This is a genomic window from bacterium, assembly GCA_016700035.1.
GTDB lineage: Bacteria > Patescibacteriota > Saccharimonadia > CAILAD01.
Genome location: CP064998.1, coordinates 657162 through 679765 on the forward strand (window position 1 = coordinate 657162; position 22604 = coordinate 679765).

Annotated in this window: 23 protein-coding genes and 1 other RNA gene; 4 read left to right on the forward strand and 20 right to left on the reverse strand. The window is 47.1% G+C overall.

What is annotated here, in order from left to right:
* Nucleotides 1–50: 50 nt before the first annotated feature.
* On the reverse strand, nt 51–734 hold the full coding sequence (locus IPM44_03275) for an alpha/beta fold hydrolase (GenBank protein QQS26716.1): 684 nt from the start codon (nt 732–734) through the stop codon (nt 51–53).
* A gap of 213 nt (nt 735–947) precedes the next feature.
* Between IPM44_03275 and IPM44_03280 the strand changes: the two genes are divergently transcribed.
* From IPM44_03280 to IPM44_03290, 3 genes are all read left to right on the forward strand, one after another.
* Entirely contained in the window at nt 948–1700 is a 753-nt protein-coding gene (locus IPM44_03280) for a PrsW family intramembrane metalloprotease (protein ID QQS26717.1), read from the forward strand.
* Between the two features lie 46 nt (nt 1701–1746).
* The gene (locus IPM44_03285) at nt 1747–2574 is read left to right on the forward strand and encodes a fatty acid desaturase (GenBank protein QQS26718.1); all 828 of its coding nucleotides are present in this window, start codon (nt 1747–1749) and stop codon (nt 2572–2574) included.
* 97 nt (nt 2575–2671) lie between these two features.
* On the forward strand, nt 2672–3841 hold the full coding sequence (locus tag IPM44_03290; GenBank protein QQS26719.1) for a hypothetical protein: 1170 nt from the start codon (nt 2672–2674) through the stop codon (nt 3839–3841).
* Here the strand turns inward: IPM44_03290 and queA are convergent.
* The 5 genes from queA to IPM44_03315 all read right to left on the reverse strand — a co-directional run bounded on the left by queA (nt 3831) and on the right by IPM44_03315 (nt 9192).
* Nucleotides 3831–4853: a tRNA preQ1(34) S-adenosylmethionine ribosyltransferase-isomerase QueA gene (gene queA, locus IPM44_03295; GenBank protein QQS26720.1), complete on the reverse strand. Its 1023-nt coding sequence runs from the start codon at nt 4851–4853 to the stop codon at nt 3831–3833. The genes IPM44_03290 and queA overlap by 11 nt on opposite strands.
* Nucleotides 4854–5528, reverse strand: a complete 675-nt coding sequence (trmD, locus tag IPM44_03300) for a tRNA (guanosine(37)-N1)-methyltransferase TrmD (GenBank protein ID QQS26721.1) — start codon at nt 5526–5528, stop codon at nt 4854–4856.
* 117 nt (nt 5529–5645) lie between these two features.
* Nucleotides 5646–6071, reverse strand: a complete 426-nt coding sequence (locus tag IPM44_03305) for a KH domain-containing protein (protein ID QQS26722.1) — start codon at nt 6069–6071, stop codon at nt 5646–5648.
* Between the two features lie 120 nt (nt 6072–6191).
* Nucleotides 6192–6623: a 30S ribosomal protein S16 gene (rpsP, locus tag IPM44_03310; protein ID QQS26723.1), complete on the reverse strand. Its 432-nt coding sequence runs from the start codon at nt 6621–6623 to the stop codon at nt 6192–6194.
* A 118-nt stretch (nt 6624–6741) separates the two neighbouring features.
* Nucleotides 6742–9192, reverse strand: a complete 2451-nt coding sequence (locus tag IPM44_03315) for a chromosome segregation protein SMC (GenBank protein ID QQS26724.1) — start codon at nt 9190–9192, stop codon at nt 6742–6744.
* Between the two features lie 98 nt (nt 9193–9290).
* Between IPM44_03315 and IPM44_03320 the strand changes: the two genes are divergently transcribed.
* Nucleotides 9291–10556 carry an AAA family ATPase gene (locus IPM44_03320; GenBank protein ID QQS26725.1) on the forward strand — a complete coding sequence of 422 codons (1266 nt, stop codon included), beginning with the start codon at nt 9291–9293 and terminating at the stop codon, nt 10554–10556.
* A 7-nt stretch (nt 10557–10563) separates the two neighbouring features.
* Here the strand turns inward: IPM44_03320 and IPM44_03325 are convergent, their stop codons facing one another.
* The 14 genes from IPM44_03325 to IPM44_03390 form a co-directional block, all read right to left on the reverse strand.
* The gene (locus IPM44_03325) at nt 10564–11115 is read right to left on the reverse strand and encodes a hypothetical protein (GenBank protein ID QQS26726.1); all 552 of its coding nucleotides are present in this window, start codon (nt 11113–11115) and stop codon (nt 10564–10566) included.
* Nucleotides 11116–11130: 15 nt separating this feature from the next.
* Complete coding sequence (locus IPM44_03330) at nt 11131–11325, reverse strand: hypothetical protein (protein ID QQS26727.1); 195 nt, start codon at nt 11323–11325, stop codon at nt 11131–11133.
* 61 nt (nt 11326–11386) lie between these two features.
* Entirely contained in the window at nt 11387–12082 is a 696-nt protein-coding gene (rnc, locus tag IPM44_03335) for a ribonuclease III (GenBank protein QQS26728.1), read from the reverse strand.
* 519 nt (nt 12083–12601) lie between these two features.
* On the reverse strand, nt 12602–13189 hold the full coding sequence (nusB, locus tag IPM44_03340) for a transcription antitermination factor NusB (GenBank protein QQS26729.1): 588 nt from the start codon (nt 13187–13189) through the stop codon (nt 12602–12604).
* 42 nt (nt 13190–13231) lie between these two features.
* A complete protein-coding gene (rpmF, locus tag IPM44_03345) occupies nt 13232–13402 on the reverse strand; it encodes a 50S ribosomal protein L32 (protein QQS26730.1) in 171 nt (56 codons plus the stop codon).
* Nucleotides 13403–14150: 748 nt separating this feature from the next.
* The gene (locus tag IPM44_03350; protein QQS26731.1) at nt 14151–14804 is read right to left on the reverse strand and encodes a hypothetical protein; all 654 of its coding nucleotides are present in this window, start codon (nt 14802–14804) and stop codon (nt 14151–14153) included.
* A 239-nt stretch (nt 14805–15043) separates the two neighbouring features.
* Nucleotides 15044–15417, reverse strand: a transfer-messenger RNA (tmRNA) gene (gene ssrA / locus IPM44_03355).
* 10 nt (nt 15418–15427) lie between these two features.
* Nucleotides 15428–15727, reverse strand: coding sequence for a hypothetical protein (locus IPM44_03360; GenBank protein ID QQS26732.1), 300 nt, complete (start codon nt 15725–15727; stop codon nt 15428–15430).
* A gap of 153 nt (nt 15728–15880) precedes the next feature.
* A complete protein-coding gene (locus IPM44_03365; GenBank protein QQS26733.1) occupies nt 15881–16237 on the reverse strand; it encodes a hypothetical protein in 357 nt (118 codons plus the stop codon).
* A gap of 1119 nt (nt 16238–17356) precedes the next feature.
* Nucleotides 17357–17557, reverse strand: coding sequence for a hypothetical protein (locus IPM44_03370; protein QQS26734.1), 201 nt, complete (start codon nt 17555–17557; stop codon nt 17357–17359).
* A gap of 48 nt (nt 17558–17605) precedes the next feature.
* Complete coding sequence (locus tag IPM44_03375; GenBank protein QQS26735.1) at nt 17606–17926, reverse strand: hypothetical protein; 321 nt, start codon at nt 17924–17926, stop codon at nt 17606–17608.
* Nucleotides 17927–18609: 683 nt separating this feature from the next.
* Nucleotides 18610–19368: a hypothetical protein gene (locus IPM44_03380; GenBank protein QQS26736.1), complete on the reverse strand. Its 759-nt coding sequence runs from the start codon at nt 19366–19368 to the stop codon at nt 18610–18612.
* 142 nt (nt 19369–19510) lie between these two features.
* Nucleotides 19511–20035 carry a hypothetical protein gene (locus IPM44_03385; GenBank protein ID QQS26737.1) on the reverse strand — a complete coding sequence of 175 codons (525 nt, stop codon included), beginning with the start codon at nt 20033–20035 and terminating at the stop codon, nt 19511–19513.
* A gap of 100 nt (nt 20036–20135) precedes the next feature.
* Nucleotides 20136–22565 (reverse strand): leucine--tRNA ligase, encoded by a 2430-nt coding sequence (locus tag IPM44_03390; GenBank protein QQS26738.1) that lies wholly within the window; start codon nt 22563–22565, stop codon nt 20136–20138.
* Nucleotides 22566–22604: the final 39 nt, after the last annotated feature.

The following is a 22604-nucleotide window of genomic DNA, read 5'->3' on the forward strand; positions in this document are numbered from 1 at the left end:
TATCCAAACAGGGCCCACACATAGGTGGTTCTCTATTAAAAAACTATTGTCTACCGATCTGCCAGCAATTCCAGTTGACGTGTGATGTAGGTATGAAAGGCTGGATGCCAAATCACACCCAGATGATCAGCCCAACCATCAACCAACTCAATACCACGCGAACGCGTGAGACCGGCACGAATTAGCGCACCATGCAACCAAACTGGAGCCAGCACTACGTTATTAGCCCCCGCCACAGTAGACGCAAACCACGGCACGACTAGCTCATCAAAAACCGAAAAGAGAGAATGCACATGATCGGTGGAGTATGCTTGATCAGCTCGTAATTCCTGCAAAAATCTGGAGTGGGCCGCCATTGTTCGAATTGCTGGCCAATACGCCAGGCGAGCTAGATTTGCCAAGCGCGTGCCATGAAACGGTGCCCCCAGGCAAAAAACTGCCTCTACTCGCTCGGGATAATACCGAGCCAAATGTAATGCAATCAGTGAACCCTGACTATGGCCCACTAGTATGAAGCGCTTGCTGGTCTCGAGTGAGAAAACCATATCGGCAAGACTACTTGAAGCCTCGTCAATTCTACCCAGTCCAAGCTTTGGAATGGCGTGAATTACCACTTGATAGCCATGTGACTCGAACAAGCCAGCCAGCTTGCGATAAACAAAGGCAGCCGACGGCGGACAGAAAGTACCCATAAAGATAACCACCGTAGTGTCTGAGCGAGACTTAGCAGTCATGCCTCCTCCTTGCGTTGTGTTTTAAGGATCGAGCACCAATGTACTATTAAAGTGCTTTGGCATTAAATATACGCCTAGTTTTGTATTTTGCAAATCATCTCCCGTAGCTTTTTAAAAAACTGGCTAATACCGCATGAGCTAGAAGGAACTGTAGCCTACAATTAATAAGCCTTAAACTTGACACTCAAGACTAAGGTAACCAAGATATATATAATGCTTAAGCCACTATTAGTTATCGCCCTACAGTTTGCCATTGCGACATTTTTTATTTACTTCGTAATTCATAATGACCGAGGACAAAAAGAACCCCTATCCGGCATATGGTCAGCCATAGGTTTTGGATTTTTCGCCTTAATACTAACAACTCTCATAACTTTTATAATAAAAAATCTTCCCGGTTTACAGGACGTCTCTAGCCTGAACGACACTGCCGCGGTAGGTACTATCGATATATCGTATCTTTTTTTAGCCGCCATGTTGGTTGGAGTTATCGAGGAAACCGTTAAAGCCCTGCCGCTCGCCCTCTACATATATAAGAAGCCATACTTTAATGAACTAACCGATGGAATTTTTTATTTTGGTATCTCGGGAATTATATTTGGCCTGACAGAAACGATTATGTATACTCTGCTGCTTGGATCAGAGGTTGGAATTATGCGAGTCATCATCACGCCTTTTTTACACGTTGGATTTTCGATGTGGTTTGGCTACACCCTAGCCCGCTACAAGCTACAAATTGGCGGTGCACTTCAAGTCATCCTAGCCTTTGTAGGTTCGATGTTTCTACATGGCCTCTACAATTTTGGTCTCTCCATGGATAACCCCACCCTCATACTTGGTTCTATCTTACTGGCGATATCATTAAATATCGGCGTTTTTCTACTATATCGCCATGCTCAAAAAATTGATACTAAGTTAATTGCAGTGGGGCTTGAGGATAAGCCTAATAGTGCTAGTAAGTCATAACTGCATCTGACATAATATCGGTATCAGCTTCTACCATGGAGGAACCATGAAGCTTCGTACCTTAGCTAGAAAGACTATGCGTAACCGAACACATCCGGTAGTAGCAGTCGGTGTGGGTCTTGGCGTCACACAAGTTTGTAACTTTGTCACCACGGCCTGGCTACATCGTAGTCTGGCGCATAACGCTGTGGCATACAATCGCCAAACCGTCAAACTGTTCGACCTCATAATCCGGTGTGCTACTGGCATGGAACCAAACGAGTGGGCAGCCGTGCACCAACAACATCATGCCCACTCCGACGAACTGGGCGATCCGCACTCCCCCGTCATGGATGGACTGGCTACGATACAGTTTAATAATGTCGGCGAGTATAAGGCAGCAGCCAAAACAGCTGAGGTTCAGCGACGGCGAGCATTGCTTGCACCAACCCCCTTCGAGCACCATAAATGGCTGTCAGGTGGACGTGGCCTCATCTTTGGAGTTGGGGTGGCCGTGGCAATCTTAGGCCCCCTCAATGGCGCGATTGTGTCGATCGTACACTGGCCAACCTACATTTCTCTATCGGCGTCAGTAAACGCCTCGCATACTGCCTACCCAGCTAGTATCGCCAAGCAGCAGAGTCGCCTCTCGCAAGCGCTGTGGTATTTTTATAACTGGCGTGGCTACCGAAATTTCGATACCAACGAGTACAGCACCAATCAGCGTTGGCTAGCCTGGCTCACCATGGGCGAGGGACTACACAACAACCATCATGGAAATCCTCGTTCACCACTCTTTGCCTCGCAGCCAGATGAATTGGATCTGGGCTGGCAAGGAATTAACTTGCTTCAAAGGCTCAATCTGGCTCAAATCAGATCAACTGAAGTTGTATAATCCCTAGAGGGTCCCAAGATGGACCCTTATTTTAATAATAAAATTCTTATGCTATTATACAGGTAATTAAGTACCGCTATCTTAAAGAGAGGAAAATATGTCTAAAATAAAGAAAACTAACTCCAATAAAAGCAATGTTGCCAAAAGATCTAAAGGCACTAGTAAATACACCCTTAAAGCCTGGTATATTGTCGCTGGACTCGCACTGTTTATTGCTGGTGGATTTATTGTAGCTTACTCTCAAGCTGCCACCGAAACTATGGCCCTCGAAAAAGCTGAACCAATTGTATTCTATCAAGATAATGATGTTCCGGTACAAATTGAAAAAACTAATAATACACCAATTCAACAACGAGGTCCAAAAATCATCCAGCTATCTGCCGAGGGAGATTTATACTGCTTTAATAAAAACTCCGAAGGTGGCAATAATCGTAAGATGAATCCCAGTGAGGTTTCTGGCTTGCTTACTGAACTGCAATCTACTAATATCAACCACCTATCTACACCAATAAGTGAATCCGGTAGCATAAGCTCAAAATCTATTACTTTCATAAATCCCACCACAAAGAAGTCGGTTAATATTAATCTACTCGGCCCCAATGGAACTGCGCCCGGTATCACAAAAGCAATTACTATCTTAGAAAAAGCCTGTGCAACCAATAATAAACCAGCCACAAGACTGGACATACCTAGTCGCAATAAGTCTACATCTTACCAAGGTCCAACCAGTGCTAATGGAGTGGCTTCCTATATGGTTGGTGTTGCTAGGGCGGCTGAATATACCAACTACAATAATGATTTTACTTTTACATTATTGGGCCTCATTCAAAATGCTCGCACAAGCCGAGGTCTACCAGCTTTCGTTGTTCATTCTTGCTTAAATAAATCGGCTGCCGATTGGTCTAACCAGATGGCTGTACGCTACAATACTGTCGTACAGAATACAGGTACCCGCCCTGGTGATTTCATTATTTGGCACAGCAACCTTCAGGCACAGATCCCTGCATTCTGTGGCGGTGGCTGGACTAGCTTGGGTGAAAATGTTGGTTGGGATCATGCCTCAGCTAAAGGCATATCAGCCCAGCAAGCTGCTCAATCCATGTTTACAAACTACATGAATAGCCCACCTCATCGTGATCAAATACTTGGAAGAGCCACATTTGTTGGCGTTGGATCAACTCTAACTTCTAATAAGGAGACTATTCTAAATGCCACTCATTTTGCTAGCGGTAATTTAGTAGACGTCAAAGCCGCAGCTACAAAATAAGCATTGAGTCGCCGTATGACAAAAAACGATAATCATGCTCCAAGGCATGCATGTAGGCACTCTGTAAAAAATCAACTCCAGCAAAAGCTGCAGCCAACTGAATTACTGTCGATTCTGGTGCATGAAAATTCGTGATTAATGAGTCAACCACTTTGAATTTATAGCCTGGGTAAATAAATATATCGGCCTCACCACGTATGTCCCGCATCGATCCTTCTAGTATTTTTGCAGAGGCATATTCTAGTGCTCGGGCTACCGTAGTGCCTAGTGCAAATATTTTTCCGCCATCATCCTTAGTAGCTTGTAGTTGCGCTACGGCATTAGCGTTAATTTCAAAATATTCTGAATGCATTTTATGATCACCCAATCGATTTGTGCGAATTGGCAAAAATGTCCCCCTACCGACATGCAGGGTGAGATTTACTATTTTGATACCCTTAGTTTTTAGCCTCCCTATCAGCTCTTCTGTCATATTGAGCGATGCGGTTGGAGCCGCCACCGAGCCGATTTGGCTTGCAAACACAGATTGATAACGTTGCTTATCATCATCGTTGGCCCTACGTCGAATGTATGGTGGGAGCGGAGTTACACCATGTAGTCGTGCAATTCCTGTAAAGCTTTGGTCGGCCTTAATAATAGCCTGGCCACCGTCAATAAGTGCCTCTACTAGCAACTTATCTTGACCAAGATACAGCTCATCTCCAACCCTTAATTTACCTCGATAAATTACCATAGCCTGACTGGCCGGTAACTGAATACTATGTTTTTCCACTAACATCAATTCACGCTGGCGACCATCGCGGTAGTGTGCCAACAGGCGGGCAGGCAGTACTTTTGTGTCATTCAAGACTAGAACATCACCCGGCTGTAAATAATCAACTACATCTACGTAATGTTGATTTTTTAAGTGTTGACTCACTCTATCCAACACCAGAAGCTTAGCATTTCCTCGTAATTTTGGTGGAACTTGAGCAATCCGTTCTGGCGGGAGCTTATAAAACCCTTCTGTCACTTATAAGTCCGTAAGGTCGGGTCGATTTGCTTGTGTTTTAGCTATTGCATTTTGCCGGCGCCATTCCTGAATCTTAGCATGATTACCACCCAATAATTCTTCTGGCACCTTCATGCCACGAAACTCTTGTGGCCGAGTATAATGAGCGTGCTCTAGAAGCCCTTGCGAAAAACTCTCTTCCTCATGCGAACGCTGGTCGCCCAGCACTCCGGGCAATAACCGCACAATACTATCTGCTACCGCCATTGCTGGTATCTCACCACCGGTTAAGACAAAATCACCCATCGAAATCTCCTCATCCACAAGTGTGAGAATCCGCTCATCAAAACCCTCGTAATGACCACACAGTACTATTATCCCTCGCTCTTTTGCTAAGCGTTTGGCATCAAGCTGACTAAACTGTTTACCGCGTGGCGTCATCATCAGTACTTTTGCACTAGGATTAGACTCCTTACAAAACTCCACTGCCGCAAACACTGGCTCTGGCTTTAATAGCATACCTGCCCCGCCGCCGTACGGCGTATCGTCAACCTGCTGACGAGGCCCAATCCCAAAATCTCGTAAATTAACCGTACGAAATTCCACCGCACCAATTTCTCTGGCTTTATGGAGCATCGAGTGGTCTAAAATTTTAGCAAATATCTCAGGAAATAATGTGATTATATCGATCTTCATATATCATATCTTAAAATGTTGTCATAAATTGACAAATTTATAAAATCTTAGCATAATATGCTTAATATGTCCATAAGCAATATAGTTATGGGTACTCAGTTACTAATAGATTAGGCTCTACAAATCCATATCTAGGTCATCAAGCCCTTCACGAGCTTTCTTTTTAATGGCCTCAACATCGTCATCAGCAGGCTCGTTTTCAGTAGCTTCTTCACTAATTGATTCTGGTGCGCCAGAAGACTCCTCACTCGCCATAGAATCACCATTATATGCCACTCCTCGTTCCCGCTCCGAGCCTTCTGGATCAACAATTTTTAGGTTATAACGCGCCTCATCTTTGGCCCCCAAAACCCGCAAAAGAGTGCGAATTGCCTTAGCCGTACCTCCAGCCTTACCAATAATTTTACCCATATCTTCTGGGTTTACCGAAAGCGTTAGAAGCACACCACGATCATCAATAGTGCGCTCAAGATGCACATCATCTGGATGATCGACAATATTTTTTACTACGTATTCAATAAAATCTTTATCATGTTCAGCCATATCTGCTCCTCACCGCGGGGTATTATTGTTTCCGCTTAAGTTGTATTGTACGAGAAAGTTACTCATAAAACAAAAATCTCCACATATTTAGTGGAGATTGTGGCAATTACAAGAATTAAATTAGGACTTAGTGTCTTCTTGAGTAGCCTCCTCGGCAGCATCGGCAGCAGCTTCTTGAGCAGGAGTGTCATTCTGTACCTCCGCTGGAGCATCAACCACAGCCTCAGCCGCAACCTCTGCAGTCGGCTCAGTCTCTTCCTGAACTTCTGGCTCTTTTTTGGGAGCTCGCTGTTTTTTGGCTACTTTAGCCCATTTTGGTAGCTCCATACCCTCGCGGACCATCAGTCGCAATACTGTATTTGATGGCTGAGCACCCTGCCCCACTCGTGTTTCAATGCGCTCCTTATTTAGTACAAGCTCCTTAGTATGTGGATTATAATGGCCCAAAACCTCAACAAACTTACCAGTTGCAGCGCGACTTTTTTCAGCGGCAACCACTCGATATGATGCAGATTTTTTGCGACCCGTACGAGCCAAACGAATTACTAACATACTTTCCTTACTTATTTACCAACATTAAAGTTTTTGGCCGTAGCCAACCACCTACTTTTTACTTTGGTAGGCACGAATGAACCCCATTTTACCGACATTCTTCCAGATTGTCAACAGATTAACCCACTGCCTCGGCTTCAGCTAGCTCTACCGCCAAAACCGTAGAAGCAGTGCGCGGACTAGCCGTCACACCAAACAGCTTATCAGACTGCACCATAGTTTCATGATTGTGTGTGATGACAAGTATTTGCGATTTTTTAGCCAACTGCTTTAGGGTCTGGCAAAAAAGCTGGGCATTTCGATCATCTAGTGCCGCATCAACCTCATCCAATACAATGAACGGACTAGGATTAACTGACAAAATTGCTGATAATAGCGCAATTGCTGAGAGAGCTTTTTCTCCACCCGAAAGTGCCGAGAGGGTAGCTACACGCTTACCGGGTGGCTGAACAGTAATTTCAATGCCATAATCATCATCTAGTTGCAGTAGCGTTAATTCTGCAGTTCCACCAGAAAATAGTTGTGCAAAATGCTTCGCAAACGATCGATTAATCCGAGCAAAATTCTTCGCAAAAGTCGACTGAATACGGCGTGTTAATTCATCTAAAACTTTCTCCAAATCTGTAATTGCTCGCTCAATATCTTGAGCCTGATCTTCGAGATAGGCTATTCGTTCCTGAAGCTGGCCATGCGCCACAACCACCGCCTCGTCTATTTCGCCAATTAAAGTGAGCTCTGCCTCCAGACGCGTAATAGTATCTCGATTTACTTGCCTGCCAATAGTCTTAACTCGATCACCTATCTCTACTCTCCAAGTCTTGGCTTGTTGCAATAATTGCTTGAGCTCTTGCTTAAGATCCTCGCACCGGGCATCTATTCGGGATCGGTCTTCTTGCTTCATTTTACCTTGCTGAACTACTTCTTCTAGCTGATGGGCTATCTCAACTTGCGCCTGAATAGTATCCTGACGTGATAACTTAGCCAATTTACCACGTAACTTTTCTTGCTCAACTTCATATCGATCACGCTCTGCGCATAACTTTGTAAGCTTTTCTTCCTGGACTTTAATGCGCTGTAGCAATTCTTCCTCCAATTTACTTGGTAACTCCAGCCGACTAGACTCCAACTCTTTTTCAATGGCATGAATATCTAATTCTAACGACCGAATTCGAATTATAATCGTAGTCTGCTTTTCAACAACCTCTTCCTTTTTGGCCATCTCTCGGGCAGCCTGCTGTTGCAATTTTGCAATTTTATCGGGCGCATCAGCTAGATCTGAATCATGCGCCAATTTAACAGTGCGAATTAGTTTATGCAATAGGATTCGTAGCTGACTACTTGATATAGCTTTATCCTCGGTTAGTTGTCGCGCGATCAACCGAGCCAAACCTAGAGCCTGCCCAATGTAGGCAGCACGTTGATTATTGCGCAAAGCTTGGCGTAATTTTGCTAATTGCTTGGTTAAATCACGAATTTTATTATCAAATTGTGCAATTTTTTCAGTCAGTACATCCGATTTCTGAGTTTGGTCTTGTAAATCTTTTTGTAAAGCCTTTAGATTAGACTGTAATTTAGTCTTATTTTTAACCTGCTGGGACTGTGAGTTTTTACTATTTAATTCTGCTTTTTTAAGCTCCAGCTCAACTTGAATCTGAGTAATCTGACCACTCAGCTGACTGCGCTTACTATCTAGATCAGCTAAGGCCTGGATTAAGTCGGTCTGATTCTGAGCACTCTGCTGACTATTATCGGCGAGTTTTTGAGCTTGAGCTCGTAAACCTTTCTCTGCCAAATCAAGTTTTACAATCTCTTTTTCCAGCTCAGACTTATCCTTATTCAGTTGTTTTTGCACATCTTCAACTCGCATTATCTCTTGTTGTAAAAAATACTGTTGAGCAAGCTTTAGCCCACTGGCAACTTCCCTACGACGACCAAGTCGATCTACATCTTGGCTAACCCTATCTCGTTCAGGCACTAACTCCAGTGCTTCATTGCGCAATTTCTGGGCTTGCTCCTGAGCCTGCCTTAATCGCACCAGCACGTCGGTCCGCTCCAGCTCAAAACCACGGATTCCGCTAGCTTCTTCGAACAATAGTTTTCGTTCAGCTGGACTAGCAATAATCAAATTATCCACCATACCCTGGCCAATCACTGTGTAGCTCGATGTGCCAAAGCCAGCTTGAGCCAAAATTTTTGCCAGATCTCGAGCCAGGCATTTACGACCATTTAAGCGATACTCACTCTCGCCAGAACGATACAACTTACGCGAGATTTTAAGCTCTTCATAATCCAGCCCTTCATCCACCCGACCAGATAACACTAAGCTGACCTCTGCCAACGAAACTTTGGCGCGGCCTTTTTCAGTGCCAGAAAAAATTAAATCTTCTGTCTTTGTAGTACGCAAGCTTCGCCCTGCCCGCTCGCCAAGCACCCAGCGAATGGCTTCGGCAATATTACTTTTGCCGGAACCATTGGGCCCCACAATTGCTGAAATACCCGGCTCCAAATCGAGCTTTACTCGATTACCAAACGATTTAAAGCCAGCAATCTCCAAACGCCTCAGATACACAAAATCACCCTCATCATCTACTCCTATTGTACTTGGATAGTTACTCTGGAGCTAGCAAAACTAGCCACTCAGCATAAGACTTTTGCTATACTAAGAGAATGGACAGAGAAGATCCCACCCAACACGGCGATGAAGCCTCAACTCAGCAGTCAGCCCAAGTAGCCGATGCATTACGAGCCATCCGCTCGACCGCGGAAGAGGCTCCCACAACAGAGACTGATGAGACGACTAAACCCACTCAAACAGCATGGAGTCAATCACCTTGGGGTTTTCTTGGCGAGCCAACATCTGACACTCAACCAACAAGTAGTCTACCAGAAGTCCCCGCTCCAACTCCTGGTACATCAAATGAGAAACTATCAGAGGCCGAGCGGGAAAAGCTAGAAAAAGAAGCGCGTATGCAGGCCTATGTAGAACATAAGGAGGCAATTACTACTTCTGGCTTGCAGGTCAGACTCGATACTCAAGCAATTGCCAGGCTAGTCGATACAGTTCCAGTCGAAGAAATGGTTGAGCAAAGTTACTTACGTAAAGATGAAGTCGAGGATCTCATTGCAGATCGGCGGGCAGACATTAGTCGCACTATTGAAGCTATCGCCAGGCTTCCAGAAATACTGGAGTTTAAACCAGGCATAACACTAATTGTCGGTGAAAATGGACTAGGTAAATCCACCTTAGCTAAATCCCTACGCTATGCCGCCCTCACTCATGATCGAGCTATGCAAGATGGTGATTCGATTGCAGAAGCTAGAAATTGGGTACTTAGCCCCCGTGCCCATGGTGACGCTCAATTTGAACTCAATGACTCTGGGTTGGCACCTGAAATTTCTGAGTATATCCACGTAGACTATTATGGCCACATGCCCTATATCACCCCTCACTATTACGATGCTGCCGAAATTATTGGCCGACAAAAGACCCTTAACCGTGAAGCTGGACGCACAGATTACCGTTACGATGAACATGGACAAAGTATGCAGTATGCCGGAACGCATAGCCGTACCGGCAGATCCCACCGCCAAACAGTTGACGATCAGCTATTTGGATACTTAAAGAGTGAAAAAGAAAGTGAAATTAAAAGAAAAAGTTATCGTTCTGCACGAGAAGATGGCAAGAAGTATCCTACAGATCTTGATACCACAGGCCCCCAAGTATATTTTATTGATGAACCTGAAACTGGCATGAGCCCCAGACGCCACAAGCAACTAGCTAATGAGATACTAGACGTCACGCACGAGGGCGCAACCATCATACTTCCCACAAACTCCACTGTGCTATACGACTCCGACTTACCACGCATTGATTTAGAACATCCAGAGCGAGGTATTTTTCGACCAAGTGAATATCCAGAAGATCTAAATTAGCTAGCAATTATAATGTGCTGACTTCTGGCATTAACTCATCTACTCTAGCAATTCTCTCGGTTGGCAATCCGCGTGGAGCTTGCTCTACAACCGTAGCATTCTTAAGTAACCCCAAAATAGTATCCATGTATTCTTTTGTGGCGTCGTAGCGTGCAGAATGACCCATTGGCCGATAATCGTACACATACGAGTAATCGGCTTCTTGCACCGGCACAGTATCAGCCCCAGAAGAATACAAAAAATCCTGGAATCGTCGACATACTGGCATTACACCAGCTCCAGCAGCCTCCATAAACTGATACGGATTAGTTGGAGTTACTGGAGACTCTAGAGAGAGCATTAGCATATCGCCAGGATTTGCCTCATCATAACTCAGAGTTAAATGAAAAGCCTCGTCTGAATCGGGTCCTGTGTAAGTACGCAAATCAATTGATCGCAGGCCAGCCTGTGGGCTTTCAACTGGATGCCAATATCCGTCACCAACTGGCCGTACAATATTGCGTCGAAATGGATGTGAATGATCTTTCGCTTTTTCCACTAAGCCAGTTAGCACCGCCATAGTCTGCGCAATTCGCTATGCCGATTCAGGCGATGCTTCTTGCTCAACACCAGACTCCCGACCACTCTCAACACCATCTGTTGACTGTTCAGCATCGCTCACTTCTGAGGCAGTAGCCTTAAGCTCATCGACCAAACTACTACTCTCTTTATCTCTGCTTGCATTTATAACATCCGACTTATCTTGCTGGGGTTCTGAACTATCTACCATATATTCTCCTTTAGGGAAATTATACCGCCTATGCTAAAAAGAAGCTACCAACCTACCGTCGCTACCTATACCCCGTTAACGCCTCGGTGGCAGCGGCCTGCTGAGCATTCTGTTTGGAGTTCCCCTGCCCCTTACCGCACAAGCGCGAACCAACATACACGCCAATCGTAAAAATCTTCTCATGATCTGGACCTTCTTCAGCCAGCAGTTGATAATGTGGCGTAACGCCTTCTTTCTCTTGTGCCAACTCCTGGAACCGACTCTTAGCATCAATATAAGTGCCTTCTTTCAGGATTGTGTCAAGCTGAGAAATAATATGCTTGGCAATAAACTCACCAGCCACATCGTAACCATGATCCAAATACAGCGCACCAATAATCGCCTCCATCATATTCGCTAGAAGTGCCTGGCGCGTCCGACCACCACTCTTAGCCTCACCACGACTCATCATCAAATACTGACCCAGTTCCAGACGTTCAGCCACTTCTGCAAGACTCTCAGTTTTAACTAAAGCACTGCGCCAAGCCGTCATCTCGCCTTCGGGGTTATCAAAATTACGGAACAAATAGTCGGTCACCACCAGCTCTAAAACAGCATCACCCAAAAATTCCATACGTTCGTTATGATTTATCTGATGCTTCTTATGCTCATTTAAATAACTACGATGAGTAAAGGCCTCTCGGTACAACTCATCATTAACAAAGTTAATTTCCAGAATTTTTTCAATCGCTTCTTTGTCGCGTAAAACAATACTCATACTAGTTCTCGTTCTTTTATTATATCAACCGAACGGGCCATTAAGGTTTTTAGATCTTTATATTCTAGAATTTGCTGGGCTTTCGTAGCTGGGAACCAACGGGCGCCAACAATTCCTTCACTTTCTTCAACCACAATCGGCTCGTCGGGATCCAAAGCTTCAATAAGATAAATAAAGGTTGTCATAAAAATTAGCCGCCCCTCAAAACGATAGAAGAAATGGACCTTATCAAGCTTTTCAACAATTTGGGTATTCTTCAGGCCGGTCTCTTCGCCAATCTCACGCAGGGCAGTTTGTTCTAGTGTTTCACCAGCTTCAACATGACCTTTTGGCACACTCCAGCGCCCCTTTAAGTCTTCAATCAGCAAAAATTCTACACCTTCTGCGGTAGCTCGAAACACCACACCGCCAGCCGAATATTCCCGAACGGCCCGAGCTGGTTTACGAGTATTTTTTTGATTACGACTAAAACTACCATGCGAATACGGCTTTTTAGCGCGTGTCTTTTGCGTAGTTGATTTATTCGTTATCGCCGTCGGTTGGTTCGGAGCCGTCTGGCTTATCGGGTGTTGAGCGTTCTGTTTTTTTGCTCGACGACGACCGTTGTGCAGACGTTTCTTTGCCTTCGCGGGCTTCGCGTTCTCGTTGGATTTTGTGATCTTCGGTTGGGTCATAAAATTCACTCTGTCGATAAATAGTACCAAGCACGCCATTGATGAATCGGCTGGAGTTTTCTCCGCCGAAACTCTTGGCCAGCTCCACCGCCTCATTAATTACAACTTTTGGTGGAACTTCGCGCTTAATCATCAGCTCGTAAATTGCCAGGCGCAGAATGGTCAGGTCCATTTTTGCAATCTGGTCGATTGGCCATTCTGGGGCGGCTGGTGCAATCATTGCATCCGTATCATCACGGTGCTTCATTGCACCCAAGGTAATGTCTCGTGCAAACTCATCATCACCTAGCGAATCTTTATACACTGCAATATTGCGGTCTAGAATAGTATTCACATCAGACGTAAGTCCCTCAATACCAGAACGCGTACGAAACTCATACTCATACAGAGTTTGGAGTGCTACAACACGGGCAAGGTGACGATTAGAAGACATGGTGCGATTAATTTACCTTATAAATAGAGCTTATGTATTAGTTTAGCGTCTTCCGGCCAGTCTGGCGACCCCTTTTTGGGCGGCTCGATAAAATCGGCGCGGAATTACTAGCCCACTAGTCGGCTCTGTCACTAGCTGTCCGGCTTTCAGGGCATCATGACTACGACGTTGACCTTTGGTGGCCTTAGAAGTACGCTTCTTTGGTACTGCCATATTTCGATCTTTCTCCTGTAATTTTAAAGATATTTTCACGCGTATGTGGCAAACGAAGACAGTGGCACATGTAGCTTTAGAATCCTATAAAGTACTAACAGTACTTCGAATGCCTTTTAACGCATGTTCGAAGGTAATTGTAACAGATTAGAGACAATTTGGCAATAAAAGCTCCAGATAAGCTCCTGCGCCTCAATAAATACCCGACAATCCTATTGACAATCTAAAACCATAACGCTAAGATTAGGCTCCCAGATAGCATCCAGGCTAACTGGGTCGCCAAAATAATGGCGAATTTACCTTGAGGGGTCAAAGTGAACACCAAGACAACAAGCAAGAGGCGACTCATCGTAACTCTGGCTATCCTGGCCAGCTTGCTCGGTGGATCGTTCATCTCAACTCAGACGGCTTCAGCAGGTGGCAGGCCCATCTCGCGAACCAACGGTTGGGCACCGAATTACTACGCACCTTTCGCAAATATCCACCACTGGTCGGCACCCAACACCAAGCTGTACATGCTGTGCTGGTTCGATCACGGTGGTCGACGCTGGTTCTGGATCCAGATCTTCGACAACGGTGGCTACTACTACATGCCATCGACATACGTCAAATATCAGTCGTGGACTCCGCACTGCTAATATCCTCACCCTCGGGCAACACAAGTTGTCCGAGGTATTTTTGTATATTGCCAGAATTCAATAAAAACACCCCCACACACTGTGGGGGCTTGGTGTTCACCGGTCAACTATTAGCTGACCAACAAACGGACTCGTGAGATAAACTCACGATGCTTCTTGACTTCCTCGAAATACGGCGAGGGAACCACAGCGCGATTGATGTCGCCAAGCATGCCGGCGATCCGCTCATCGCTAAAGTTCAGATATCGCCCGAGCTCGAGTTTGCAATCTATCCTACGGGGAAAGATGCTCTCGGGGAGGAAGCGCGTGAGGATCAGCGCTCGGACCGGAAGGAACTCCCAATCGCGCTGACTAAGCGACATCCCATCTGGCAAGAACTCCAACTCGTACGCACCCAACTGCTCCTCAATGATATCGAGGCTCTTCTTCGCGATACCGACGATGTAGCCGATCTCCCGCCGCGACATCCAGGCCAGCTGATTTAGTGTCGTGAAGCCAAATCGACCAAGCTTAGCGTAGATTAGTCCGTTGACCGCCGACGAGAGTGGAATTGGATTGTCGTTGATGCGAGGTTTCGATGTGAAGGATTGCGCGGTATCTACCGCCACGAAGTCCTTCTCTTGCGACATGAAGCACTCCACTTCCACGCCCGGAACCGAGCGCAAATTCTCTAGCAGAGCTTCCAAATGTGGATCGAACTGGTGAACCAGCTCGGAACCTCGGACGTCATCGCCCGAGATACGAATACTGACGAGGAAAGGCATATGCTTCCTTAGCAAGGTTCGGGTACGAGCCTTTTGCTCATACATGGCTTTGAGATTAGCGCAACTTTGCACTTTTCCCAATCAGAATAAATAAAATTTACTTACTTTGATTGAGATTTGTAAAGAAGTTGCCCCGTCCAAAAACCAAAGCTTTTGGACGGGAGAGGAGGACAGTGCGCCAGAGTCTTCGCAGAGATTTGCCCTACGGCGAATCTCTGCAGACCCTTTAGTGCTGTCCGACGTGGAGCCGGGGGGAATCGAACCCCCGTCCAGAAGGTAAATTCTTACCCTGCTACGACTATTCCCAAGATTTTGCGTGTAACGCTCACGCTTGGCTAACTGGGTTGCCAATCGGCAATACTGCCGAACTCGTCGCGTCTATTGCGTGATGTCAATCACTCTTTCGCGATCGTCAGTCGTCTGTTCCGACCGTCATTCTCCGCTTCTGTTGCCAAGCTGCGGTGAATTGGCTCCGTCCTTCTGCGCACATGGTACGAGTGACAATAATCGGGCGTGTTAGGCGGCGATTATTTTGGGTGCTCCGTTTTACGAGTCTGAGCAACTCGAGTCGCAATAGTAAGTCTTATTCCCTCTGTCGAAACCGATCGGCCCCAGAAGAGTGGCTACACGCAGTAGCCGTTGTCGACCAAGTCCTGCACACGACAGAACTGGGCCGGAATGGAGTCGGTCGGCAGACCAAGCTCCGCATCGAAGCTACGGATGACGTAGCGCTCGACCGGATTGGGGTACATGCCCTCAGGCAGACTCCAATCACTGGCATCCAGCGCCACGAACCCCTCAACGGGGATCCTGACGTGGAGCATGAGGAGATCCGTGTGGACCCCGAGAATGCGGACGAAGCCACGATCCTCTTCCTCGCCACCCACCTCTTCGTGGGTGAGGACGTAGATCTTGTCGGACATGATCTGCCTTTCGGCTCAGGGAATCGACTTACTCGATTCACATCTATTTGAAGGTGCTGGGATTGGTCCCAGCCACAATATTCGAAACTTCATTCAAATACTATGGTTGGGACCCTCCTAAAGCCCCCAAAGGAACTCTAGGAGGGGTGGGGATCAGTCCGAAGACTTGTCCTCACCACCGAGATCCTCGCAGCGCGCGGGAATCTTGATGCTCGAGCCGGGCTCGATCTGGCTCTCCTTGGAGAGTCCGTTGCGAGCCAGGATCAGGCGACCCCACTCGGAACGGTAGTCTCCTTCGCCCATGAAGGCGGTCAAGGAGCTGGCGTACCAGTCGGGGTAGGTGGCATCGATGACGTCACCCAGCATGGGGTCGTAGTCACCGGTGGTGAACTCGTCGACCTGCGCCGAGTAGTCACACGGGAAGTCGGCAGTCATGTTGGCTGCGTTGCCGCAGCCCGCGAGAGCCACGAAGATGGTCAGGGACAGGGCGATCACGAGGATCTTGCGCATTTTGTATCACCTCACGACGATCCAGGCTGCGTTGGCCCGCGGGGAGACTCCCCACCAAAACTCACGAATATCATGAACTTTGGTGAGCCCCAGAACCCGAAGGTTCTGGGGAGTGCAGCACATAGGCTGCGAGATTGCCGGGGCGCTATTACCCCACAGTGCGGTCGCAAGCGGTTAAGGCCGAAGCCTAACAAAACCACAAGCGGCACACCCGGCACAGCGACTTCCATCTTTTTTGAGAGAGGAAGGTAATGAAAGTCGCGCGAGCTTGACGTCGTCCTGTCATGGAATTGAGCTCTTTCACCGAGCTCAACCAAAGGGGAGGACAACGTCACATTATAACCGTTGGGGTCCCCTTTTCTGCCTTTGTTAACTACCCACCTCTCTCGAGGTCACCCTTTTGGGTGTCGCCGTTACTCGACGCAGGCGCAGTTTTACCAATTTTATCTCCCAGAAGCCCAGATTAGGGTTCAGCCAATCTCACTCGAGGACGCTGGTGCGTAGCTCTCGCTTCAAAAGGCCCCCGCATTACTATGCGGGTCAACGGTTAGCGAATTTGCTAGGTGGAGACGCCTCCACATAGCAGGACACCTACTCACTCCCCAAGAAGAGGCAGGTTTTCAATGCCCTTGTAATCTGGAAGCTTTATACTCCCGGCGCGAGGCCATATTTTGGCACCGCGCTGGAAGTATAAACTCCCAGGTTTTAAAGAACTAAAAACTGATGTGTGTTGGTTTAAAAAGGTCAAAACAATACGCACATACGCTCATGTGGCATAACAGCCAGCGTGGGATTGTCGGGGTTTTTAAAGCAGTTTCGTCCTTACAGGACTCATCAGCTGGAGTACACACTCCAGGACTGCCCCCACTAAAAGCAGCTGTACTGCCTTTTGATGGGGTGTGAGCTGCGCCAAGCGCTTACAAAGCCACATCTCACTGGCTCGATTTTTATGACTTTCTTGTCAGAGTTTAGTGACGGCCGGTTCTCTCCAGCCCCAAGGAGCTTCCCCCTGGAATTACGGGCCTTTTACGAGTGCCATACTCGGGTTATGCTTTTCGGATTCTTTTTCCCTCCAATAAGCTTCTGTTGCCAGGCGCTACCACACGCCCCGCAGAACCGCTACTCGCGATCCCACAGCTCCCAATCGCCCGGGTGGGTCTGGTCGAGCTCATCGCAGAGCTCGATGTAGGTATGACCTGTGACGATCAACACCTCCCCGGTCGAGATCACCTCGACCAGCCAGTCACTCCGATCAAGCTCTGCGATCCGGCCAGCAGCCGGAGGACGCGGAGCACAGCGACGGGTGTAACCTCCTGCCATTTCACCTCCTTTCAAGGTGTCGTTGGAATGGAATGGAGTTTGCTCGGGCTACAAGTAGCCCGGCACTTCGAACTCCGAGTTGGTTGACTCCTCGCTTGCCACACACAGGTGGCCATCGAGGTGGCCGGCTTGAAAACCGACCTTGTAGCCGAGAATCAGCATGGCCAAGCCACGGTGGTCTTCGGGCATGTCGAACTCCTCGAGGTCACTGTAGACCATCGCGGCGACCGACACCAGATGGTGCTTGATGATCGCCTCGAGACTCTCACCATCGAGGTCTTCAGCCACGAGGATCATGCCGAGCATCTGCTCGACCGCATCATCGCTGAAGAGGTTTTCGAAATCGAGATGGTTGGTGGTGGTGCTCATAGGCCTGAACCGCATGAGAGGAATAAGAGCGATCCAAAACTATGAGCACCAGGTATAAAATAAAGGTTCTGTTAAAAAATCTATGAAGAATTTATAACTAAAGCTGAGTTTAGCAGAAAATATATTTTTTGTCAATACTATTTGTCATTTTTTATATATTTTATACATTTTTTAGCTTTTTACCCTAAAATTTACTTTATTTTTTTGTAAATATATATAGAAAAAGACCCACATTGGGTCTTACTTAAATTTGCTTATGGTAGATGTTTTGGGGCGACCCCACGTACTGCGGGGTCGCCCCTTCGCTCGTTTTGACTTTTAACTGTTTTGCTCCTCGCCACACTCCGAATCATTACGTCATCGGACTCTGGTTTTTAGAGCAAGCACCCCCGTTTTGCCGAGCAGGCTTTTGGGATGCAATCATTCGCAACTATAGACGAGACGCAGGTCGGGCACAGGTTGCAAATGATTTTCGGCGTTTAGCCACAGAGGGTGATTTCAGGTAAACTCACCCATAGCTTCCCCTTTCGGGTCGTGTTGCGCCCGCTAATAGCAGACAGATGACAGAGTAACATCCTCCACACCTAAGTTCCAGCACCACAGAGAGATAATCTCCGCTAGCCTTCACTAGCAACGCTTGCATTATACTTAGATTCTAATTATTTGTCAATGTTTATCAACATTTATTTCTGATGCTTATTCCAGGCCAGCTCAAAAAGCTGTCGCAATACCGACACCAACTCACGACCCTCAATCACAATCCCCACCGGCTGATCTCCGGAATAGGTGACAATACTAGCTCGATCTTCATAGAGGTTAAGATCAGCTTTTACATCTTCTGATAAACGAATAGTTTCTCTTAGAGATTCTGGATCACTCTTTAGCTCTCTCGACCCAGAGTAAAAACCTTTTCCAGTAATCTGCTTCCTTTTTCGCTTCAGTGCGTTTGATTCCGTATGATCAGGAGCGATTTTATCTAGTTCATCTAGATTTGTCATGCCATACACGACTTCATTAGGCTTAGCTTTGCGCTTAAGATATGAGCTAAGCGCCAGAATTGCCTCTGGCCCCTTAAAGAACCGTACTACCGGGGCATCATCAGCAATTTCCGATCGATTTACTTCATTAAGCTCTTTCATCACACCCTTGAGCTGACTTTTACGAGAGTCAATTTCTTTCTCCATCACTCCAAGGTAACGATCAATCGCCTCGGGTGGTTCAGCTACGAATACGGCCTTTTTACCTTCAGTAGCCTCGGAAACTAGTCCAATATCGGCAAGTTCAGCCAAAATAACATAAGTAGTCGCACGATTTACTTCAGCTTGTTCGGCAATACGCTGAACAGCTGCCGGCCCCAAGAAGAGAGCTGCAACATACACTTTAGCCTGCTTTTCAGTTAGGCCAACGGCTTCAAGTTTTTTGGCAAGATTTGCGATTTGCATAAACTTATTATACTTACGTTGTCAATTTTTGTCAACATTTTGAAGAAATGCTTAATTAAAAATACCCGCGTGCTCTCTCCTGGGGGAGGAAAGCACGCGGGCGGGTTACCGACCCTGTCAAGGGTCAGCAACAGAAGGTGGCTCAGTCGCCGGCGACAGACTGTTGCGCCTCTTCGGTGAGCTGCCGGATCTCCGTGGAGACTCGGCTGGACTTGATGGCGCCAGGCTCGTCGGCCTTGGCTGGAACGGCGAGGAATTCACCATCAACCAGGGATGTGCCAGTGGTACCCGTCAGGAGGCGTGACAGACGCACCCATTCAGTCTGGTACCGGGCGAGCTCGAGAGATTTGGCCTCATCCGAGAGACTGTCCTCTCGTACTCGTGCTTCAATGAGTGTGTTCGGGAACACCGCCAGTGCGGCGCTCTCAAGACTGTCGCCCTCCCGCGCCTGCAGGATGATGGCGTGGTCGTAGACCTTGCCGATGTCCTCGGCAGTGTTAACCGTCGGGGAATCGGCCTGAATCAGCATAAAGATAGCAAGGATCACAAAGACTCCTGCAACCACACCGCTGATCCACCAGACTCGGTGGCCCTTGCTACCTTCATCGAGTGGGCGAAGCGTAGTGCTCTGGCGCTCGGTCTTGCGAGACTCTTCGGTTATGGGCATAGCTGACCTCCTAATGGGTCGTCAGATACTGCATGGTGCAATAACCCGCTATTTATAGCAAAAAGCTAGTTTTTTGTCAAGGAGATTTAACATCCACCCCTTAATGAGCGGTTACAAAGTTGACTAACCTATCCGGCACCACAATAACTTTGATGACCTGCAAGCCATGCGTCCAGTTATGCTCGGCATCTAGACCACGCGCCTGATCCTCTATAGCACCAGGTAACTTACCTGCCTCCATCACAAACTCACCGCGCAACTTGCCATTTACCTGCACTGCAATTGTTACTAATTCATCACGAGTTTTAGCTTCATCAAAAGTAGGCCAAGCTTCCAGATGTACACTTTCCTCTTCACCCAACTCCTGCCATAATTCTTCGGCCAAAAATGGCGCAAAGGGCGCCAAAAGGCGGACGAATGTTTGCACATGCTCACGCCAAAGCTCAACCGAAACATCGCTCGCTCGCTGAACCTTAGTGAGTAGGGTGATGTACTCCATCATCGAGGCAATGGCAGTATTAAATCGAGTACTCTCTAGATCCTCAGTAATTTTTTTGACCAGCTTATGTAGGGACGTATCGAGTGCTGTCTCACTCGTGGCGTCAATAACATTGGGTTCATATTGAGCCGAAATTGTGCCATAAACTTTCTGCAAAAAGCGGTATGTCCCCTCAAACCGTTGCGGATCCCACGGCCCACCATCTTCCCACGGCCCCATAAACATCAGGTACAGACGCACCGCATCAGCGCCGTATTTTTCGACATACTGCATCGGGTCTATCACATTACCTTTAGATTTGCTCATCTTATTACCATCCGGACCGAGAATCATACCCTGATTAATTAGCTTGGTAAACGGCTCCTGAAAATCTATTAAGCCAGCATCATACAAAAACTTAGCGATAAAGCGCGCGTACAGCAAGTGCAGAATAGCATGCTCCACCCCACCCATGTAGCGATCGACTGGCAACCAGGTCTTAACTGCTTCTGGATCGAATGCACCATCTTGATACTGTGTATTTGGATAGCGTAAGAAGTACCAGCTTGAATCAACAAAAGTATCCATCGTGTCGGTTTCGCGACGAGCATTGGTATTGCCACACTTGGGGCAAGTGGCCTTCACGTAATCTGGATGAGTGTGTAGAGGCGAGCGACCAGACTTATCAAACTCCTGCCCCAACGGCAAGACAACCGGGAGCTGATCTTCAGGAACTGGTACCACGCCACATTCTTCGCAGTAAATAATCGGAATCGGAGCGCCCCAATAGCGCTGACGTGAGATTAGCCAGTCACGCAAACGGTAATTAGTTGTGGCCTTTCCAAAACCCCCCTTATGAAGCCACTCCACAATCTTTTTCTTAGCTTCTGGGCTTTTGAGGCCATCAAACTGGCCCGAATTTTGCATCACACCATCACCGGCGTAAGGCTCGGATGCCTTATCTTGATTGGTAATTACCTCGATAATCTGCAAATTATACTTCTTAGCAAAAGCATGGTCACGCTCATCATGAGCCGGGACCGCCATGATAGCCCCAGTGCCATAGCCCATTAAGACATAATCTGCCACCCAAACTGGAATTTTTTCGGCATTAGCCGGATTAACCACATAGCCACCGGTAAAGACACCAGTCTTTTCCTTGGCCTCCATACGGTCAACATCGGTGCGAGTACCGGCCCATTGTTGGTATTTTTCAACTTCGGAGCGCTGTTCTTCAGTTATTAGGTCTGCCACCAATGGATGTTCTGGCGCCACCACCATAAAAGTTGATCCAAAAATTGTATCTGGTCGAGTAGTAAATACCTCCAGCGTACCATCTGCACCATAGACCTTAAATTCTAGATGCGCACCAGCACTACGACCAATCCAGTTACGTTGCTGTTGGCAGACTCGCTCTGGCCAATCTAATTCATCCAAATCTTCTAGAAGTCTATCGGCGTAGTCGGTAATAGTAAGATACCACTGCTTTAAATTCTTACGCTCCACTTTTGTACCGCAACGCTCACATTCACCATGTACAACTTGCTCATTAGCAAGCACGGTCTGGCAGCTCGGACACCAATTCACCACCCCATCTCGACGAACAGCCTTGCCGGCGTGATAAAGCTTCAAGAAAAGCCACTGCGTCCACTTATAATAATCGGGCTTAGAAGTATTAATGATACGATCCAAGTCATACATTCCACCCAAAATCTTGTATTGATCATGAAAGCTAGCGGTATTTTTATCGGTCCACTCGTCGGCAGGAATACCGTTTTTAATAGCTGCATTCTCAGCTGGCAAGCCAAAAGCATCGTAACCCAAGGGTTGCAATACATCTTTACCGCGCATCCGCTCAAACCGGCCCAACGTATCGGCCGGTGCAAAATTATACCAGTGCCCAACATGCAAATTGCCCGACGGGTATGGAAACATCACCAGATTATAAAATGGTGATTTTGGGTCCTTGGACGTTTTGTATATGCCAGACTTTTCCCACACTGCTCGCCATTTAGCCTCAGTGGCTCGTGGATCATAGCTTGCCTTACTCATGGGCGCAATTATACCTGATTATCAGGAGTAAATCGAGGC

Coding starts and splice junctions, on each gene's coding strand:
- IPM44_03275 (QQS26716.1), bottom strand. CDS start 734: ATGACTGCTAAGTCTCGCTCAGACACTACGGTGGTTATCTTTATGGGT.
- IPM44_03280 (QQS26717.1), top strand. CDS start 948: ATGCTTAAGCCACTATTAGTTATCGCCCTACAGTTTGCCATTGCGACA.
- IPM44_03285 (QQS26718.1), top strand. CDS start 1,747: ATGAAGCTTCGTACCTTAGCTAGAAAGACTATGCGTAACCGAACACAT.
- IPM44_03290 (QQS26719.1), top strand. CDS start 2,672: ATGTCTAAAATAAAGAAAACTAACTCCAATAAAAGCAATGTTGCCAAA.
- trmD (QQS26721.1), bottom strand. CDS start 5,528: ATGAAGATCGATATAATCACATTATTTCCTGAGATATTTGCTAAAATT.
- IPM44_03305 (QQS26722.1), bottom strand. CDS start 6,071: ATGGCTGAACATGATAAAGATTTTATTGAATACGTAGTAAAAAATATT.
- rpsP (QQS26723.1), bottom strand. CDS start 6,623: ATGTTAGTAATTCGTTTGGCTCGTACGGGTCGCAAAAAATCTGCATCA.
- IPM44_03320 (QQS26725.1), top strand. CDS start 9,291: ATGGACAGAGAAGATCCCACCCAACACGGCGATGAAGCCTCAACTCAG.
- IPM44_03325 (QQS26726.1), bottom strand. CDS start 11,115: ATGGCGGTGCTAACTGGCTTAGTGGAAAAAGCGAAAGATCATTCACAT.
- IPM44_03330 (QQS26727.1), bottom strand. CDS start 11,325: ATGGTAGATAGTTCAGAACCCCAGCAAGATAAGTCGGATGTTATAAAT.
- rnc (QQS26728.1), bottom strand. CDS start 12,082: ATGAGTATTGTTTTACGCGACAAAGAAGCGATTGAAAAAATTCTGGAA.
- nusB (QQS26729.1), bottom strand. CDS start 13,189: ATGTCTTCTAATCGTCACCTTGCCCGTGTTGTAGCACTCCAAACTCTG.
- rpmF (QQS26730.1), bottom strand. CDS start 13,402: ATGGCAGTACCAAAGAAGCGTACTTCTAAGGCCACCAAAGGTCAACGT.
- IPM44_03350 (QQS26731.1), bottom strand. CDS start 14,804: ATGCCTTTCCTCGTCAGTATTCGTATCTCGGGCGATGACGTCCGAGGT.
- IPM44_03360 (QQS26732.1), bottom strand. CDS start 15,727: ATGTCCGACAAGATCTACGTCCTCACCCACGAAGAGGTGGGTGGCGAG.
- IPM44_03365 (QQS26733.1), bottom strand. CDS start 16,237: ATGCGCAAGATCCTCGTGATCGCCCTGTCCCTGACCATCTTCGTGGCT.
- IPM44_03370 (QQS26734.1), bottom strand. CDS start 17,557: ATGGCAGGAGGTTACACCCGTCGCTGTGCTCCGCGTCCTCCGGCTGCT.
- IPM44_03375 (QQS26735.1), bottom strand. CDS start 17,926: ATGAGCACCACCACCAACCATCTCGATTTCGAAAACCTCTTCAGCGAT.
- IPM44_03380 (QQS26736.1), bottom strand. CDS start 19,368: ATGCAAATCGCAAATCTTGCCAAAAAACTTGAAGCCGTTGGCCTAACT.
- IPM44_03385 (QQS26737.1), bottom strand. CDS start 20,035: ATGCCCATAACCGAAGAGTCTCGCAAGACCGAGCGCCAGAGCACTACG.
- IPM44_03390 (QQS26738.1), bottom strand. CDS start 22,565: ATGAGTAAGGCAAGCTATGATCCACGAGCCACTGAGGCTAAATGGCGA.